This is a genomic window from Aminobacter sp. MDW-2, from assembly GCF_014250155.1.
In the GTDB taxonomy this organism is placed as follows: Bacteria; Pseudomonadota; Alphaproteobacteria; order Rhizobiales; family Rhizobiaceae; genus Aminobacter; species Aminobacter ciceronei.
This window is the reverse complement of sequence record NZ_CP060197.1, coordinates 769,498-786,898: the sequence shown is the minus strand read 5'-3', so window position 1 is coordinate 786,898 and position 17,401 is coordinate 769,498. Positions and strand designations below refer to the sequence as shown.

Genomic DNA, 17,401 nt, shown 5'->3' with positions numbered 1-17,401 from the left:
TTCACCCGAAGACCACGCGCCTGGCTTCGCGGCGGCGCTGCAGGAAGCCGATGACGGCGTTGCGCAGTCTGGCTGCTAAACGGTCGCGCCGGGTGGGGTTGTAGATGATGTCGGCGCGATAGAAGGACGGGCACAGCACTGCCGCCTCCGAGACCTCGCCGCAATTGCCACAGCCGACGCAAGTGTTGTCGATCGCCACCACCGGATCGTCGCGCAGCGGGTCGTCGGTATGCTTGAGCGACAGCGACGGACAGCCTGACAGGCGGATGCAGGCATGATCGCCGGTGCAGGTGTCCTCGTCGACGCCGAAGCGTTCGCGCACCATGCGCTGGCCCGACTTGACAGCCTTGGAGAATAGCGGCTTCTCGCGCCGCTGACGGTTGAGCATGCATTCAGAGGAGGCGACGATGATCTTCGGCCCTTCCTCCTTCGAGGTCAGCGCCTCCTTCAGCGTGTCGCGCATCTTCGCCACATCATAGGTGCGGTCGATCTGGCGCACCCATTTGGCGCCGATGCCCTTTACCGCCTTGACGATCGAGTTGTTGGTCGAGCGCTCCGGATTGTCGGCGCGTGACGACAATATGTCCTGCCCGCCGGTCGCCGACGAATAGTAGTTGTCGACGACCATGATGACGCCGTCATGCTTGTTGTAGACGGCGTTGCCGACCGAGGTGGTGAGCCCGTTGTGCCAGAAGCCGCCATCGCCCATCACCGAGATGGCGCGCTTGCCGGCGTCGACATTGAAGGCCGAGGCAGAGGCCGGCCCGAGGCCGTAGCCCATGGTGGAGCCGCCGATGTTGAACGGCGGCAGGATGGAAAACAGGTGGCAGCCGATGTCGGCCGAGACGTGGTGTTCGCCGAGCTCCTGCTCGACGAGCTTCATGGCGGCGAAGATCGGCCGTTCCGGACAGCCGGTGCAGAAGCCAGCGGGGCGCGCGGGCACGACGGCGTTAAGCGCCTTGACCTTCGGATCGGCAAGCACCGCATCGGCGCTGGGCAACGGCGGGCGGTTGCCGAGAAGGGCTACGGCATGCTCCTCGAGAAACGCCTGGATGCCGTTCATCAGCACGGCCGCCGTATAGTCGCCGCGGATCGGCAGCACACCCTTGCCGGCGAGCCTGGTGTTGATGTCGCGCCGGCGCAGGATCGAGTTCACCGCCTGCTCGAGATAGTCGGGGTGCCCTTCCTCTACCATCAGCACGGCGCGCTTGCCGGCGCAGAATGCCGACACCTCGTCGTCGATCAGCGGATAGGTGACGTTGAGCACATAGAGCGGGATTGCTGTGTTGCCGTAGGCGTCGGCGAGCCCCAGCAGTTGCAGCGCCCGCATCACCGAATTGTACATGCCGCCTTGCAGGATGATGCCGACATCACCCGCGTCGGGGCCGAACCATTCGTTCAACTTGCGGCTCTTGATGAAATCGATGGCCGCCGGCCAGCGTTTCTCGATCTTCTCGCGGTCATGCACGGTGATCGACACCGGCGGCAGCACGATGCGGTCGAGATCGCGCACCGGATTCTCCAGCGCCTCCTTGATCGTGAATTCGGGACGCTTGTTGTCCTTGGCGACGAACTGGCCATGCACGTGGCAGGCGCGGATGCGCACCTGCATCATCACAGGCGTGTTGGACGCTTCCGACAGCTCGAAACCGTCTTCGACCGATTTGACGATCGATTCGAGATTGGGGCGCGGGTCGAGCAGCCACATCTGCGACTTCATAGCGAAGGCATGGCTGCGTTCCTGCGGGATCGACGAGCCCTCGCCATAGTCCTCGCCGAGGATGATCAGCGCGCCGCCCTTGACGCCGCTCGACGCCAGGTTGGTCAGCGCATCGCAGGCCACATTGGTGCCGGCGGTCGATTTCCAGGTCACCGCGCCACGCAGCGGGTACATCACCGAGGCGGACAGCATGGCGGCCGCAGCGGCTTCGGAAGCGGAAGACTCGAAATGCACGCCGAGCTCGTCGAGCACCGGCTTGGCATCGGCGAGAACGTCCATCAGATGCGAGATCGGCGAACCTTGGTAGCCGCCGACATAAGAGACGCCGGACTGCAGCAGCGCCTTGGTGATGGCGAGGATGCCCTCGCCGCGAAAGAGATCGCCCTCACCGAGCTTGAGGTCTTCGACCTCCCGCGCAAAAGACCGTTCCGCCATGTCGACCCTCCCAGGCGTGGCAAGACCGCTGCCACCATGGCTCGACGCCCCTCAGGGCCGCCAGGCTTGCCGGGCGTCGAGCTGCATATCTATGAAAATGCATATTCATGAAAATGCATGGATCTGTCAATCGCTGCGGGGTGGATCAAAGGGTCGAAAGATTAAGCAGTCGAACGAGTAGCGATCTTCCTTGATCGATACGTGTGATGCATGTCTGTGCATATATAAAACGATCGCCCAGCGTCACGGCGTGCGACTGCAACGCCAAAAGCTCCGCTTAGCTGGCTGGCCGATGCCAGCGCAGCGACATGCAGGATAGGCCGGCGTCGATCTTGCCGATCTCGGTCGTCTTGAGCGGCACCACATTGTAGCCGAGCCGGTCGAGCATCTCGATTGTGCGTGGATAGTCGGAACCCACCATCACCACGCCGTTGACACGCAGCGCGTTGGCGGCTGGCTCCTCACCTGCCGGGATGGTGACTTGCCGGAAGCCATCGAACACACCAGAACGGCCGAGCCTTTCGGTGGTCAGCATCGTCTCTTCGTCGAGCAGCGAGCAGTCGGTTTTGAAATGCAACACGCCTTCCGGGGTCTGCACGATCTCGCCCTTGCGTCCGAGGCGGTCGAGGCTGGCGACGAGGCCTTCGGCACCGGCGCGGTCGGTGCGGGCCGACAGCCCGATCATCACGCTCCGGGGCGTGGTCAGCACGTCGCCACCGTCAGCGAAGCCTGATGACGGCAGGTCGAGCACGGTGCTGAACATCGCCTTCAGTGTCGGGGCGATTTCTGCGGTTTCCCCGACCCGGGTCTCGGCGCCGGGCCGGAGCAGGATCGCACCCTCAGGGAAAGCCAGTGCGGGGTCCTCGACGAAGATCGAGTCGGGGAAGTTATCCAGCGCCGGCAGCACCGTGACCTCGACGCCCGCCGCCTGCATGGCTGTGATGTAGGCCGCGTGCTCCGCCTTGACGCCATCATAGGTCGGGTTGCCGCGATCGTCGGCGCGCAGGCCGTTGACCACCGAGCGCGCCGGCTCGCGCACGATCGCCGCGTTGAATTCGTAGACGGCTGGCTTCGATGTCATGCGGCGTGCTCATCTTGCTGGTTTGGATTGACCGCAGCCTGCCCGAAACCATCTGGCATGTCGACAGGCAGGACATGGGCCAGGGTTGCGGATGCGTCACTGCCCGCGTGCGCGTCGAAACTCGCTCGGCGACTGGCCTGAAATGCGGTGGAAGTCGCGGCTGAAATGATAGGGATCGGCATAGCCTGAGCTCAAGGCCACCGCCGAGATCTTGGCATCGGAGGAGGTCAAAAGCCGCTTGGCGAGGTTCATGCGTTCGTGGCGCATCCAGTCCATCGGCGTGGTGCCGGTCTTCTGGCGGAACTGGCGGTGCAACTGTGAGGCGCTGAGGCTGGAAATGTCCGCCATGTCCTCGATTTGCCAGTTGCGGGCGATGTCGGCCCTCAGCGCCCGCATCAGCCGCTGGATGCGCTCGCTGCTGTCTTCCTCCTGCTCGCCGCGCTCGGCGACCAGCAGCGCGATCAGCTGGCCGACAATGGCGCTCGACAGCGCGTCGGTGGTCTGGCTGCGATGGCCGAGCGTGCCGATCGCCTGCTCGAACAGCGACTCGGCAGTGTTCGATCCCGAAAAGACCGGCGACTGGCCGACACGCAGGAAGGCGAACACGGCGTCGAGGCCGTGGCCGTCGATACTCATCCAGAAATAGTGCCAATGGTCGGCCTCGGCGTGGCAGCCATGGGCATATTGCATCGCCGTATCGAGCCAGACGACGCTGCCGGCTCCGGCGGCGAAGCGCTGACCGGCGATCTCGATCAGGCCGCGGCCTGACATGGTCAGGATCAGCGTGTGGTGGTGGAAGCGGCGCGTCACCAGCCCGTCGTTTTCGGTGAAGTGCGTGCGCCCGGCGACCAGGATCTTGTAGGGATAGGCCTCGGCGTGCCGCCCAGGCGTGTGAAACAGGATCTCGTCGCAGTGGTCTTTGGTCATTTTTGCGCAGGCCGGTAAGCTCGTCCGTTGCCAGCGTTGTAATGGCATGTCACCGACGATGCGAGTTTTATCCATCAAGGCGCGACTGGGGTGCATTCATATCGGCGCCGTTGGCGCTAGCCTGTGACGACAGCTGCCGCATCGTGGTGGCAATCCAGTTGGAGCGACAAGATGGCGACCGCTACCCCAAAGGCAAGCGAATCAGGCACGGCATTCGAGCCGCTGTCGCGCGCCTTCGCCCAGAACCCCTATCCGGCCTATGCGGCGCTGCGCGACAAGGGTGAGCCGCAGTTCTTCCCCGACTTCGACATGTGGCTGGTCGCCCGCTTCGACGACGTCGCCGGCATCGCCCGCGACAACTCGATGGTGCGTTCGCCCGAATTCTTCATGTCCGAAGAAGAGATCATTGAGCAGAAGCGCCGGCAGAACTGGCTCGACATGCCACACCATCAGCGCTTCGTGCAGTTCTCCATGCTCGACAGCGACGGCGACGTGCACGACCGGCTGCGCAAGCAGGTGTTCCGAGAGTTCACGCCTGCTTTCATTGCTCGGCAGCGTGGCATGATCCAGAGTTTCGTCGACAAGTTGGTGGACGGCCTGATAGGCAAGGGCGAGATCGATTTCGTCGAGGACCTCGCCGCCCAGGTGCCGGGCCACATTATCGGCCGCGTGCTTGGCGTGCCTGATGAGGATTGCCCGCAGCTGCGCGTCTGGTCGGAACGGGTTGTCCAGTTCTTTGACATCAATCGCTCCGACGAGCGCAAGGCATTGGCCGAGCAGGCGACGACCGAATTCTACCACTACCTGCTCAAGCTGATGGCCGAGCGCCGCACCGCACCGCAGGAAGACCTGATCACCCGCCTGATGGCGGCGCAGGATGCCGGTCTCCTCAATGAAGACGAGCTGGTCTCGACCTGCATGCTTATCCTGATGGCCGGCCACGGCTCGACCATCGACGTGCTCGGCTCTGGCATGCATGCGCTGCTGCGCTTTCCCGACCAGATGGAGCGTCTGCGGCAGAATCCGGGCCTGATCCACACGGCGATCCAGGAGATGTTCCGCTTCGAATCGCCGCTGCCCTTCTTCCACCGTTACTCGACCACCGACTGCATGGTCGGCGGCAAGGCGTTCCCGCGCGGCACCAAGTTCGGTCTGCTCTATGGCGCCGCCAACCGCGACCCGGCAGCCTTCGGCGAAGACGCCGGCAGCTTTGATGTCGCCCGCAACCCCAACCGTCACCTCGCTTTCGGCGGCGGCGCCCATTTCTGCCTCGGCAACCATCTGGCGCGCCTCGACATGGAGGTGATCTTCACCACGCTGATCAAGCGGCTGAAGTCGATTTCGCTCGCCGAAGCCGAGCCCCAATACAAGCCCGGCCTGTCCGTGCGTGGCCCCAAGGCGCTGCGCCTGACGCTGACCCCGGCCTGATTCAGGAGATGACTTATGTACCGCGTAACCTTCGTCGATGCCGACGGCCAGGCAACCGAACTCACGGCCAATGAAGGCCAGAGCGTTATGTCCGTGGCTGTTGCCAACGGCATCGACCAGATCCTCGCCGAATGCGGCGGTTCCTGCGCCTGCGGCACCTGCCACTGCTATGTCGACGAGAGCTGGACCGAAAAGCTGCCGGCAGCAGACGATTCCGAGCAGGGCATGATCGAATGCCTGATGAACCCGACGGAGCGGAGCCGGCTTACCTGCCAGCTCAAGATGTCAGCCGCCCTCGACGGCCTCGTCGTGCACCTGCCGCGCGAGCAATATTGAGCGTGGCCGCCACGGCCCAAAGGCGCTATCTCTAGGCTTCCCGGTAACAGGAGGCTCTGATGACGCTGCAACTGACGGGCATTCACCACCTCACCGCCATTACCGCGGATGCGCCTGGTAACCTGCGCTTCTACACAGGGACGCTGGGCATGCGGCTGGTCAAGAAGACGGTCAACCAGGACGACACCAGCGCCTACCACCTGTTTTATGCCGACGGAAAGGCAAGCCCGGGCTCGGACCTGACCTTCTTCGACTGGCCGGTGGGGCGTGAGAAGCGCGGCACCCACAGCATCTGCCGCACCGGCCTGCGCGTCGCCGGCGAAACGTCGCTCGACTGGTGGCGCGAGCACCTTGCAGCCAAGGGCATCGACGCCTCGGAGACAACGGACATTGGCGGCTACAAGTCGGTCGACTTCGAAGATCCCGAGGGTCAGCGCCTGCGGCTGGTCGACGACGGCGGCAAGGGACCGGCCAACGAGTGGTCGGCAAGTACAATTCCATCAGAGCACCAGATCAGGGGCCTCGGGCCGATCACCATCAGCGTGCCCAACCTCGCCAACACCGAGCTGGTGCTGACCAGGGTGATGAATCTGCGCAAGCTGCTCGATTTTCCCTCGCCCGATGGCGAAGGCCATGTCCATGCCTACGAAATGGGTGAGGGCGGGCCTGCGGCCGAGTTGCACGTCACCGTCCAGCCGAAACTCAATCCAGCGATGCAAGGTGCAGGCGGCGTCCATCACGTCGCCTTCCGCACACCAGACGTCGAGCAGATCCACGAATGGACAGCGCGGCTGCAGGAGTTTCGGCTGCCGTCGAGTGGCGAGGTCGAGCGCTACTATTTCCGTTCGCTCTATTTCCGCGAGCCCGCCGGCGTGCTGTTCGAGATCGCTACCGACGGCCCGGGTTTCGCCGTCGATGAACCGATGGAGACGCTCGGCGAACGCTTGTCGCTGCCGCCGTTCCTCGAGGACAGGCGGGCGTCGATCGAGGCCAGGCTCAAGCCTCTGGTATGACCCGGCAAGGCGCGCCGTTAGAGATTGCGAGCGGCCAGCCAGTCTCTGACGATCTCGATATCGGCCGCCTCGAAAGCGTGGCCTGAGGATATGGTGCGGGCATCGACCTCGGCGCCGGCGTCGCGCAGCAGGTCGGCGAGTTCGGGGCCGAAGCTGCTGAACACGTCGACGTCGCCCGCGATCGACAGCACCTCGGTATCCGACAGGTCGGCCGCCGGCGGTTGTTCCAGCACCATCGCTGCGCGCAGCAGCGCCGCCCGCCTGATGGCGCCAGGATGCAACAGCATGGCGGCAGCCAGCATGTTGGCGCCGTTGGAGTGCCCAAGAAACACTAGCTTTGCCGGATCGAGCCGGTAAGCCTCGATGGCTCCCTCCACGAAGGCGACCAGCGCCTTGGCCTCCGACCTGATGTCGGCCTGGTCGAATTTGTTGGCCGAGAAGCGGCGAAACCAGCGTGGTGCGCCTTCGTCGGTGGCGCGGCCACGCAGTGCCAGCAGGGTGGCATTCGGCGCGGCCTTGGCGGCGAAGGGGAGAAGGCTGGTCTCGTTGCCGCCCGAGCCGTGCAGCAGCACGATCGTCGTGCCATCTGCATTTTCGGGCGTATAGAAGCGGTGCACGAAAGGCAGTTCGCGATAGATGACGCGCTCCTCGCCCGGCCAGGCGAATTGCGGCAGCATCGTCTTCAGCTCATCGATCTTGTCGGCGCGGTCGGGCGGCACGAACAGATGCGTGCCGAGTTCGTCCAGGGCTTCGTCCACCGCCATTCCGGGCGCATCGGTCGCCAGCTCGATCAGCGTGCCGCCCGGTTCGCGCACATAGAGCGAGTAGAAATACTTGCGGTCATGCACGTTGGTGATCGAGGAATTGCTGGAGCCCAATTCGCCATGCACCCGTTCGACCTCGGCGACGTCTTGGGCACGGAAGGCTATGTGGTCGATGGTGCCGGTACCCGGCGCGCTCGACCAGAAACCCTTGGCGTCGCGGATATCGACAACGTCGCCGGAGTCGGAAATCAGCCGGCGGATGAACTCGGTGCTCGTCTGGGGCCGATAGCCAAAATGCTTGGCAATGAAACTTTCGGTCAGCTCGGGCACCTCGGTCATGATGGTGGCGCCGCGGATGCGGCGGATGGCGTGCTCGACCGGAACGCTCGAACCGTCCCAATCCACCGGGGCAGGGAAGCCTGCCACCCCAACCAACTTGACGATCACTCCGTCGGGGTCTTTCAGCCTGAGCGTCGGCTCGCCCATCTCTTCCATCGGGCCCGAAATCTCGATGTGATGCGATAGCGCCCGCGTCAGCCAGAACCCTATGCTGGCCGGATCGATGGCGAGCGATATCTCGCTCGCCTGGCCGTGGCCGATGCGGCCGGGTCCGCCGTCCTCCCAGACGAGGAAGGTGATCAACGTTCCCGGCTTGGCTGCGCCATCGCCATAGAACAGGTGAAGCTGCGTCGCGTCTTCATAACCGCCGGTCTGCTTGACCAGCCGGAGCCCGAGGAAACCGACATAGAAGTCGACATTGGCCTGCACCTTGCGGGTGATGAGCGTGATGTGATGGATGCCTGCGCCCATGATGCACCTCCGGCCGATTTGCTTTCGGCCGACATTCCCTCAGCCGGGCAGTCGGTGCAACCGATGTTCGACTGGGGGAAAAGAAAGGCCCCGACAAGCGGGGCCTTCCAATCTCGATGTCGAAGGCCTCAGGCCGACAGCGCCTTGGTCTCGCGACGCCTGATATGGAGCACATGCTCGGTGTACCCGCTCGACTGCGTACGGCCGTTGAAGACAAGGTCCTCGGCGGCCTTGAAGGCAGGGCTGTCGAAGCCCGGTGCCAGCGGCTTGTAGCCTTCGGTCTCGGCGTTCTGCCTGTCGACGACGGCTGCCATGCGCCGCATCGTTTCGCGCACCTCCGTCTCGCCGACGATGCCGTGGCGCAGCCAGTTGGCGACGTGCTGGGAAGAGATGCGCAGCGTCGCGCGATCTTCCATCAGCCTTACATCGTCGAGGTCGGGTACGGTCGACACGCCAACGCCCTGGCCGACCCAGCGCACGATGTAACCGAGCAGGCCCTGCAGGTTGTTTTCGAGCTCGGCCTTGATCTCGTCGGCGCTGTAGCTGCGGGTCGCCAGCGGAATGGTCAGCAGATCGGTCAGCGAGGCATGCTCCCTGCCGCGCAGTTCGTCCTGGACTGCCGCGACGTCGACGAGGTGATAATGCATGGCATGCAGCACGGCTGCCGTCGGTGTCGGCACCCAGGCGGTGCTGGCACCGGCCAGCGGATGGGCGATCTTCTTGTCGAGCAGGCCGGCCATCTGGTCGGGGGCCGCCCACATGCCCTTGCCAATCTGGGCGCGGCCGGGAAGGTTGCGGGCAATGCCGACATCGACACTGTTCGCCTCATAGGCCTTCAGCCAGGTGGCGCTTGCCATCTCGGCCTTACGCATCATCGGGCCGGCTTCCATCGAGGTGTGGATCTCGTCGCCGGTGCGGTCGAGGAAGCCGGTGTTGATGAACACCGTGCGGTCGCGCACCTTGGACATGCAGGCGGCGAGGTTGACTGATGTGCGGCGCTCCTCGTCCATGACGCCGATCTTCATCGTGTATTTGGGCAGGCCGACGAGCTCCTCGATGCGCTTGAACAACAGGTCGGAGAGGCCGACCTCGTCGGGGCCGTGCATTTTCGGCTTCACGACATAGACCGAACCGGTGCGGCTGTTGCGTATGGCATTTTCGCCGCGGATGTCTTGTGCCGCACTGGCAACGGTGATCGCCGCGTCGAGGATTGCCTCGGGCACCGGCTTGCCGGCCGCGTCGAGCACGGCGTCTGTGAACATGTGGTGGCCGACATTGCGCACCAGCATTGTCGAACGGCCATGCAGCACAAGCGTGCCGCCGCCGGGTGCGGTGAAGACCCGGTCTTCGACCAGCTTGCGGGTGACGGTCTTGCCGTCCCGGACAAATTCCGAGCTCAGGCTGCCGTCCATCAGGCGCTGCCAGTTGCGGTAGACGACAATCTTGTCTTCGGCGTCGACTGATGAAACCGCATCCTCGAGATCCATGATGATCGAGATCGCCGCCTCGATGACCACGTCTGATATGCCGGCGGCGTCGAGCGCGCCGACCTGATGCTCGCGGTCGAGCACCAGCTCCATATGCAGGCCGTTATTGACCAGGAGCACGCTTCTCGGCTCATGGCGCGGGCCGGTGAAGCCGGCAAACTGGCTGGGCGAACGAAGGCCGATCTTCTTGCCGTCGGCCAAGGTCACCTGCAGCTTGCCGTGCTCGACGATGTAGCCGACAGCGTCGGCATGGCGGCCGGCAGCCAGCGGCACGACCTGATCGAGGAATTCGCGGACACGGGCGATGACCAGCCTGGCACGGGCCGGGTTGAACGCCTTGCTCTTTTCGGCGCCACCGGTCGCGGGAATGGCATCGGTGCCGTAGAGCGCGTCATAGAGCGAACCCCAGCGCGCATTGGCGGCATTCAGCGCGTAGCGGGCATTGGACAGCGGCACCACCAGCTGGGGGCCGGCGATGGTGCCGATCTCGGCGTCGACGTTCTTGGTCGCCACCTGGTAGGCGTCGGCGGCAGGTGCCGGCACCAGATAGCCGATGTCACGCAGGAATTGCTCGTAGGCGGTGCCGTCATGCGGCTTGCCCTTGTGCTCCAGATGCCAGGCATCGATCTTCCCCTGCAGTTCGTCGCGAATGGCGAGCAGTTCGTGATGCCGGGGCGCGAGGTCGCGAATGATCTCCGCAAGCCCGCTCCAGAAAGCGGCTGGTTCAAGCCGGGCGCCGGGCAGCACCTCCTGCTCGACGAAGGCGCGCAGCGCCGGGTGGACTGAAAGGCCGGCGACGCTTTCATAGGTCTGGGTCATGGGATGGCTCCTTCGATACGCGCGAGGCGCGGCAACTCCGTTTGATGCTGATGACAGCGATTGTATCCATTGACAAGGATTTTTTGATACAGGATAGTATCCAAGTGCTTGGGCTGCCAGGCTGGCCGCTGTCCGACGCGCCCAGATGGCTGCTGCGCACCATTTTTCCGGCGAGGCGTCAGTATGATCGGCATCATCAAGAGTTCATTGCCGGGCGGTAGGAACCTCACTGCTGTCGAGGCGCTGCAGGCCGCCGCGAAGCTGGGGCTGCAGGGGCTGCTGTTCAACTCACTCTTCGACGTCAGCCCGACGCTCGATCCGGCAGAATTGGCCGCCGCCCGCGCCGAGGCGAACCGCTTGGGCCTGGAAATCTCGTCGATGCTCGGCATCGTCAATCCGGCGCTGCCCGCCCGCAGCCAGCCAATCGTCGACGCCGGTGGCGGCGACATGCAGGCAGGTATCGAGAGACTGGTCGAGCTCGCCGCCGGCATCGACATCCGCGACATGTTCTTCATCATCGGCATGATCGAGGATCGCTTCGAGGCCGATGTGAGCTGGCAGGCCCAGCTCGACGGCGTAGCTGAGCTGCTTTGCCGCTGCGCTCCGGCCCTGCGCCGGAATGGCTCGAAGCTGCTGCTCAAAACGCATGAGGAAATAGCAACATCAGAGATTGTGGCGCTGGTCGAAAGGATCGGGGCCGATGTGCTCGGTGTGGCCTTCGACCCGGTCAACGTGCTCTGCCGGTTGGAAGATCCTGTCGCGGCGGCCCGGCGTGTTGCGCCATATGCCACTCAGCTTTATGTCGACGATGCCGTCATGCGCTTCCAGGAGAACGGTATCCGACGCTTTCTGGCACCGCTCGGCGAAGGTTTTGTCGACTGGAATGGTATCAGGCCGTTGCTGCCCGACGCGAAAGTCTGGATCGAGATGCATGCCGGCCAGTTCGCCATGCCGGTGTTCGACCGGCACTGGCTCAAGAACCAGCCGCCGGTTGCCGTCGAAGAATTTGCCTCGGTGCTGGCGATGGCAGCGAAGTTTGGAACGCGCCAGGTGCCGTGGGACCAGGCGGCGCCTGTCGCGCGGCTGACACAGGCGTTGCGTAGAGGCCTGCCATAGTCCTTTCGCCGAATTATTGGATACGATTTTCACAGTGAACCGAATATGAGGCGCCGGGCTTATGCCGCGACGTCGGACGTCAACACACAGTCATTCGCGCGGGAAGCGACCGCGCATCCGAGGAGGCCTTCATGCGATACCCACGCGACATGCGCGGCTACGGCGAGAACCCGCCCCATGCCAACTGGCCAGGCGGCGCCAATGTTGCCGTGCAGTTCGTGCTCAACTACGAGGAAGGCGGCGAAAACAACATCCTGCATGGCGATGCCGCGAGCGAGGCCTTTCTGTCGGAAATCCCGGGTGCTGCGCAGTGGCCGGGCCAGCGCCACTGGAACATGGAGTCGGTCTACGAATATGGCGCCCGCGCCGGATTCTGGCGGCTGCATCGTCTGTTCACCGACCTCGACGTGCCGGTCACTGTCTATGGCGTCGCAACCGCGCTGATGCGCGCACCTGAACAGTTGCGCGCCATGCAGCAGGCCGATTGGGAAATCGCCAGCCATGGCTACAAATGGGTCGAGCACAAGGACATGCCGGCCGATGAGGAGCGTGCCCAGATAAAGGAAGCGATCCGCCTGCACGCGCTGGCCACCGGCGAGCGCCCCACCGGCTGGTACACCGGCCGCTGCTCGGTCAACACCGTTGACCTGGTCTCCGAGGAGGGCGGCTTCGCCTACGTCTCCGACACCTATGACGACGACCTGCCCTACTGGCGCGAGCATCAGGGCCGCGCGCAACTGATCATCCCCTACACGCTCGAAGCCAACGACATGCGCTTCGGCACGCCGAACGGCTTCAATTCAGGCGACCAGTTCTTCGCCTATCTCAAGGACACCTTCGACTATCTCTATGCCGAAGGGGCGGCCGGCCGGCCGAAGATGTTTTCGATCGGCCTGCATTGCCGCCTCGTCGGTCGCGCCGGCCGTATCGCGGCACTCAAGCGCTTCATCGAACATGTACAGAGCCACGACAAGGTCTGGATCGCCCGCCGCATCGACATCGCCCGGCATTGGGCAAAGGAACATCCCTATGTGAAGCCGAAGCTGGTGCCGTCGAAGATGGACAAGGTTGGGTTTGTCGAGACCTTCGGTCAATGCTTCCGCAATGGAGAAGTGCTGGCCGAACGCGCCTTCGATGGCGAGCTGGCGCCTGTCAATGATAGCCCCTATGGCCTGTTCTTTGCACTGCGTACCCAGTTCCGTGCTGCCGACGAGGCCGAGAAATTCGAGGTGGTGAAGGCCTACACGCCACTCGATCCGCGCATCAAGGCCGCAAGGATTGTCGCCGACGAGAAGGACGCAGAGAGCCTCGACGCCATGACCGCCGGCCAGCAGCAGTTGCTGCTGGAACTGCTCGGCGCCTATGAGGAAAAATTTGGCTTCGGCGCCATCTTTGTCGTGCGCAACTACACCACCGCATCCCTACTGGCTTCGCTGGGCGCGCGGATCGAGACGGACCGCGACACCGAACTGGCCGTCACCTATGGCGAGGTCGAGCGGCTGGCGGAGATTCAGGTCGAGGCACGGTTCTCGGCCTAGGGATCTATGGCGAACACGTCGCTCGAGACCCGCAAGCGGGTTTCGAGCGACGCGTCGAGAATGCCGATTTGCCTCAGGCGTAACGCGACAGGATTTCGCTGAGGTTGCGCTTGGTGCGCTTGGTCTGGCCGATATTGGCCTGCTCGAACACCTGCTGCAGATGCTCGATGATCGCGTCGGCGCTGGCCTTGGGATCGCGGGCCTTTAGCGCCTGCAGAATCGCCACATGTTCGTCGACGCTGCAGTCGGTTTCCTGATGTGTGCTGTGCTGGGCGAGGATCAGCGACGTCCGCGAGATCAGCGATTTGAGGAAACCGGCGAGCACCTCGTTGCCGGCCATCTGTGCGGCGAGCAGATGAAACTCGCCGGAGGCGACGATCGCCGCCGTATGGTCGCCGGCGTGGCGGATGCTGTGTTCCTTTTCCAGATGCTGTTCCAGCATTGCGATCTGCTTGTCGGTGACGACGGTCGCCAGCTTGGAAAAGATCTCGCGTTCGATGGCATTGCGCGCCTCGAACACCTGGCGTGCCTCGTCGGGTGTCGTGCTGGCAACGAAGGCGCCGCGATTCTGCCGGAACTCGACCAGTGATTCGGTGTGCAGGCGGTTGAGCGCGGCGCGCACGATGGTGCGGCTGACAGAAAACAGCGCGCCGATCGATTCTTCGCTGAGCTTTGTGCCGGGTGTCAGTTCACGCGCCAGAATGGCCTTGAACAGAGCTTGATAGATCGCATCGATCTTCGATCCGGCTTTCTCGTCGAGATCAGTATTCGCAGCTTTCGCCATTCCCTCACCAGCCAGAGTTGTACAGGCAGCGCGCAACAATGCTACGTCTCAGATGCATCGGCGCACGGCGGAAGACAAGAGGAATGCAAGCCTTGCTTCGTTATTCGTTTTATATTAGCCGGTGTCGTACGACGCAGCGGGCGTGCCATTGCCGCCGAATTCCCTCCGCTGCAAGCCAGCGCAGGCGCCTTGTTTACATTGCGGCCACTCTAGCACATGTTTTCTAATACAATAGCGAAAACTATTGCGCGCAATCGTAAGGACTTTTGAATACGATTTGAAAATGAGCTGATTTTCGTCTGATCGGCAGTCGCTCAGCTCCCGCCGCTCCGACGCTGCAGTTGGGGTGCTGGCTGGCCCAGTGCCTGCTTCAGGAAGGGCGACAGGCCGAAGGTTTCGGTCGCAGGCGCGGGTGCATCCGCCGCAGCCGGCTGTGGGTCTGCCGCCAGGCGTAGCGCCTTGCCGATGGCGATGCGGTGGGGGTCGACAACCGGCACTTCCGCAGCCGCGATGACCTCGGCCAAAACAGGGATCAGCCCGGCGCCGCCCAAGACGACACGTTCAGCCCCGAGTGCCTTGGCTTCCATCGCCAGGAAGCTGGCGATGGATCGTGCATCGTCGGCCACAGACTCGATGGACCGGATACCGGCTATCTTGTCGCCGAGGCCGAGTTTCAGCACCAGTTCGCCGAGCATTTCACACCAGACCATGCCGTTGGTCGAAACGAGCGAGGTTCCCGGCATAGCCGCTGCGGCCAGCAGGCCGGCTTCGGCAAATCCGATCACCGGCAGCCTGGTCATCTCGGCGAGCGCCTCGCGGCCGGGGTCGCCAAAGCAGGCGAGTACGATTGCGTCGGGCCTCGCACCCTCACCAATGGCCTTGGCGGCTGCGTCAAGCACGGCGTGCGCGGCGATCGAAACCGCGACACGGGTCGAGATGTAGCTGAAGCCGAAACTGGCGGTGACGGTCTGCACCTCTGCGGCGCCCGCCACCTCTTCGCGCACGAGTGCGTCGATGACCTGGCTGACGCCGGTCGAGGTGTTGGGGTTGATGACGAGCAGGCGAGGCTGGCGGCGCATCGAATTCCTTTGATATCACGGTCTTTGCTTCCGCCCCTCGCGCAACAGCACGATGGTTTGAGAGTCGGGACGCGGACGCCTTTTGCGAAGCATCCTCAGCTCGGTCTGATACCATTGTATCAGATAAGATGTAAAGTTTGTATCCAAAAATTGGATGCAGTTCTGCCCAGAAGACGAGCAATCTGCCCGCGAAACCGGCATCTTGTCGGATGAAAAATGACAGATCGATACCGGGTTGGATCCATCATCGCGGCTGCACCGAGGAACGCATTTTTCACGAGGCGGGCGCAGAGGTCTTCCGGATGGCATCTTAAGTAACCGTTTTTATTCAATTTTATTTGCGAAGGCTGAAGCTGTTGCCGTGTGCACACATCACGCAACATTTATGTATCCATTGGGGGAAAAATCGGATACAAAAGTGATGGGAGCGCCTTTGCGAAAAGGCAGAGTTAACTCAGCATATGGGAGCGACAATCATGCATGCTTTCTTCTCGGCCTTCTCCGCGCTGTCAGGCAGCCGGCGACAGTTTCTGGCGACAGTCGGGGGCGCGGCCCTTGCCGTGGCGATCGGTTTCGGCGGCTCGGCGGCCATTGCCGCGGATCGCGAGCACACGATCATTGTCGGCCTCGGTGGCCAGATCAACACGCTCGACCCATTGCGCGCCGACTACAACCAGACCAACACCATCATCAGCGCCGTCTACGATACGCTGGTGACTTACGACGACACCAAGCTCGTCGGCTCGCTGGCGACAGAATACGCCTATGCCGATGACGCCAAGTCGATCACGTTTACGCTGCGTCCCGATGTGAAGTTCCATGACGGCACGGCGCTGACTGCCAAGGACGTCGCCTACACGCTCGAAAGGTTGAAGCGCCTCGGCACCGGCGTCGCCTCGCTGATCGATGGCTATGATTCGACCACCATCACCGACGACACCCATCTGACCATCAACCTGTCCAAGCCGAACACGCTGTTCCTGCCGTCGCTTAGCAAGGTCTACATCCTGAATTCGGCACTGGTTGAAGCCAACAAGGGCGCCGATGACGGCCAGGGTTGGCTCCAGGCGCATGATGCCGGCTCCGGCGCCTACGTGCTGGGCGACCAGTCGCAGGCCGTGGTGATCGACCTGTTCCCCGGCTACTGGGCAGTCGAAGCCGGCCGCCCCGAATCCATCGTCTTCCGCCGCATCGACGAAAGCTCGACGCGCCGCGACGAACTCCGCGCCGGCAACATCGACGTCGCCTTCGGCTTTGCCGACCGCGATGCCGCCGCCATGGCCACCGACCCGGCGCTGAAGGTTGTGCCGATCAACACCAGCTACCAGACGGAAGTGTTGTTCAACACCAAGGTCGGTCCGACCGCCGATCCCAAGGTACGCAAGGCGCTGCGCATGGTCTACGACTATGCCGGCGGTCTGCGTGGCATCCGTGGCGGCAACGGTAAGATCGCCAATGGGCCGCTGCCGGCCCGCCTCGACTGCCGTCCTGAACTGCCAGAGGTGAAGCGCGATCTCGACGCCGCCAAGGCGATGCTCGCCGAAGCAGGCGCGGCCAATCTTAAGCTCAAGATGAACTTCCAGCCGGTGTTCGAGCTGCAGAAGCAGGAAGCGACGCTGTTCCAATCCAACCTGCGCGAGATCGGCGTCGAGCTCGAACTCGAGCCGATCGCCTTCCCGAACTATCTCGCCAGCCTGAAGGATCCGAATTCGATCCCGCAGATGATGCTGCTCGAGGACTTCGCCCAGTTCCCGGAAGCCGGCATCATGCTGGTCAAGGGCTACAAGTCGGATGCGATCGGCACCAACCGTACCGGCTATGCCAATCCCGAGGTCGACAAGCTGCTCGACACGGCCCTTGCCACCGCCGACGAAGCCAAGCGTTGCGACATCTACAAGCAGGTCCAGACCATTCTCGACAATGACTCCGTGATGGTCGACATGTATGGTGTCTACAAGCCAGCCGCCTACCGTGTCGGCACGCTTGCAGACCTCAAGGCCAGCATGCTCGCCACGCCCGCCGAGCCGGCGGACTTCCGGCTCGCCAAGCCGTAAGCGAGGTCTG

13 protein-coding genes are annotated in these 17,401 nt (G+C 63.3%); 6 read left to right on the top strand and 7 right to left on the bottom strand.

Translation table 11 applies throughout. The features are described 5' to 3' along the window. Position 1: 1 nt before the first annotated feature. The 3 genes from H5P29_RS03810 to H5P29_RS03800 form a co-directional block, all read right to left on the bottom strand. Complete coding sequence (locus H5P29_RS03810) at positions 2 to 2,155, bottom strand: indolepyruvate ferredoxin oxidoreductase subunit alpha (RefSeq protein ID WP_154385211.1); 2,154 nt, start codon at positions 2,153 to 2,155, stop codon at positions 2 to 4. 277 nt (positions 2,156 to 2,432) lie between these two features. Then, a complete protein-coding gene (locus tag H5P29_RS03805) occupies positions 2,433 to 3,236 on the bottom strand; it encodes an arginine deiminase family protein (protein WP_067955518.1) in 804 nt (267 codons plus the stop codon). Between the two features lie 96 nt (positions 3,237 to 3,332). Beyond that, the gene (locus H5P29_RS03800; protein ID WP_067955516.1) at positions 3,333 to 4,163 is read right to left on the bottom strand and encodes an AraC family transcriptional regulator; all 831 of its coding nucleotides are present in this window, start codon (positions 4,161 to 4,163) and stop codon (positions 3,333 to 3,335) included. A 171-nt stretch (positions 4,164 to 4,334) separates the two neighbouring features. On the opposite strand from H5P29_RS03800, the gene H5P29_RS03795 reads away from it, so the two are divergent. From H5P29_RS03795 to H5P29_RS03785, 3 genes are read left to right on the top strand one after another with little or no spacing between them, the layout of a single operon-like run. After that, on the top strand, positions 4,335 to 5,591 hold the full coding sequence (locus tag H5P29_RS03795; RefSeq protein WP_154385210.1) for a cytochrome P450: 1,257 nt from the start codon (positions 4,335 to 4,337) through the stop codon (positions 5,589 to 5,591). Between the two features lie 15 nt (positions 5,592 to 5,606). Beyond that, positions 5,607 to 5,927: a 2Fe-2S iron-sulfur cluster-binding protein gene (locus H5P29_RS03790; RefSeq protein WP_067955512.1), complete on the top strand. Its 321-nt coding sequence runs from the start codon at positions 5,607 to 5,609 to the stop codon at positions 5,925 to 5,927. A 59-nt stretch (positions 5,928 to 5,986) separates the two neighbouring features. Beyond that, the gene (locus tag H5P29_RS03785) at positions 5,987 to 6,940 is read left to right on the top strand and encodes a ring-cleaving dioxygenase (protein WP_154385209.1); all 954 of its coding nucleotides are present in this window, start codon (positions 5,987 to 5,989) and stop codon (positions 6,938 to 6,940) included. 17 nt (positions 6,941 to 6,957) lie between these two features. On the opposite strand, the gene H5P29_RS03780 is transcribed toward H5P29_RS03785, so the two are convergent. Both H5P29_RS03780 and H5P29_RS03775 read right to left on the bottom strand, forming a co-directional pair. Then, the gene (locus H5P29_RS03780) at positions 6,958 to 8,514 is read right to left on the bottom strand and encodes a VOC family protein (protein WP_067955507.1); all 1,557 of its coding nucleotides are present in this window, start codon (positions 8,512 to 8,514) and stop codon (positions 6,958 to 6,960) included. Between the two features lie 128 nt (positions 8,515 to 8,642). Next, positions 8,643 to 10,820: a malate synthase G gene (locus tag H5P29_RS03775; RefSeq protein WP_154385208.1), complete on the bottom strand. Its 2,178-nt coding sequence runs from the start codon at positions 10,818 to 10,820 to the stop codon at positions 8,643 to 8,645. Between the two features lie 183 nt (positions 10,821 to 11,003). On the opposite strand from H5P29_RS03775, the gene H5P29_RS03770 reads away from it, so the two are divergent. Then, positions 11,004 to 11,936 (top strand): sugar phosphate isomerase/epimerase, encoded by a 933-nt coding sequence (locus tag H5P29_RS03770; RefSeq protein WP_067955504.1) that lies wholly within the window; start codon positions 11,004 to 11,006, stop codon positions 11,934 to 11,936. Positions 11,937 to 12,067: 131 nt separating this feature from the next. Further along, the gene (gene puuE / locus H5P29_RS03765; protein ID WP_067955501.1) at positions 12,068 to 13,474 is read left to right on the top strand and encodes an allantoinase PuuE; all 1,407 of its coding nucleotides are present in this window, start codon (positions 12,068 to 12,070) and stop codon (positions 13,472 to 13,474) included. A 73-nt stretch (positions 13,475 to 13,547) separates the two neighbouring features. Here the strand turns inward: puuE and H5P29_RS03760 are convergent, their stop codons facing one another. After that, positions 13,548 to 14,258: a GntR family transcriptional regulator gene (locus tag H5P29_RS03760; RefSeq protein ID WP_067955500.1), complete on the bottom strand. Its 711-nt coding sequence runs from the start codon at positions 14,256 to 14,258 to the stop codon at positions 13,548 to 13,550. 314 nt (positions 14,259 to 14,572) lie between these two features. Next, entirely contained in the window at positions 14,573 to 15,337 is a 765-nt protein-coding gene (locus tag H5P29_RS03755; RefSeq protein ID WP_067955498.1) for an aspartate/glutamate racemase family protein, read from the bottom strand. Between the two features lie 476 nt (positions 15,338 to 15,813). Between H5P29_RS03755 and H5P29_RS03750 the strand changes: the two genes are divergently transcribed. Further along, on the top strand, positions 15,814 to 17,391 hold the full coding sequence (locus tag H5P29_RS03750) for an ABC transporter substrate-binding protein (RefSeq protein WP_067955496.1): 1,578 nt from the start codon (positions 15,814 to 15,816) through the stop codon (positions 17,389 to 17,391). Positions 17,392 to 17,401: the final 10 nt, after the last annotated feature.

What these genes read in the sequence shown, in the direction of transcription:
- H5P29_RS03805 (WP_067955518.1), bottom strand. Translation starts at nt 3,236, where the DNA reads ATGACATCGAAGCCAGCCGTCTACGAATTCAACGCGGCGATCGTGCGC.
- H5P29_RS03750 (WP_067955496.1), top strand. Translation starts at nt 15,814, where the DNA reads ATGCATGCTTTCTTCTCGGCCTTCTCCGCGCTGTCAGGCAGCCGGCGA.
- H5P29_RS03755 (WP_067955498.1), bottom strand. Translation starts at nt 15,337, where the DNA reads ATGCGCCGCCAGCCTCGCCTGCTCGTCATCAACCCCAACACCTCGACC.
- puuE (WP_067955501.1), top strand. Translation starts at nt 12,068, where the DNA reads ATGCGATACCCACGCGACATGCGCGGCTACGGCGAGAACCCGCCCCAT.
- H5P29_RS03810 (WP_154385211.1), bottom strand. Translation starts at nt 2,155, where the DNA reads ATGGCGGAACGGTCTTTTGCGCGGGAGGTCGAAGACCTCAAGCTCGGT.
- H5P29_RS03790 (WP_067955512.1), top strand. Translation starts at nt 5,607, where the DNA reads ATGTACCGCGTAACCTTCGTCGATGCCGACGGCCAGGCAACCGAACTC.
- H5P29_RS03760 (WP_067955500.1), bottom strand. Translation starts at nt 14,258, where the DNA reads ATGGCGAAAGCTGCGAATACTGATCTCGACGAGAAAGCCGGATCGAAG.
- H5P29_RS03795 (WP_154385210.1), top strand. Translation starts at nt 4,335, where the DNA reads ATGGCGACCGCTACCCCAAAGGCAAGCGAATCAGGCACGGCATTCGAG.
- H5P29_RS03800 (WP_067955516.1), bottom strand. Translation starts at nt 4,163, where the DNA reads ATGACCAAAGACCACTGCGACGAGATCCTGTTTCACACGCCTGGGCGG.
- H5P29_RS03775 (WP_154385208.1), bottom strand. Translation starts at nt 10,820, where the DNA reads ATGACCCAGACCTATGAAAGCGTCGCCGGCCTTTCAGTCCACCCGGCG.
- H5P29_RS03785 (WP_154385209.1), top strand. Translation starts at nt 5,987, where the DNA reads ATGACGCTGCAACTGACGGGCATTCACCACCTCACCGCCATTACCGCG.
- H5P29_RS03770 (WP_067955504.1), top strand. Translation starts at nt 11,004, where the DNA reads ATGATCGGCATCATCAAGAGTTCATTGCCGGGCGGTAGGAACCTCACT.
- H5P29_RS03780 (WP_067955507.1), bottom strand. Translation starts at nt 8,514, where the DNA reads ATGGGCGCAGGCATCCATCACATCACGCTCATCACCCGCAAGGTGCAG.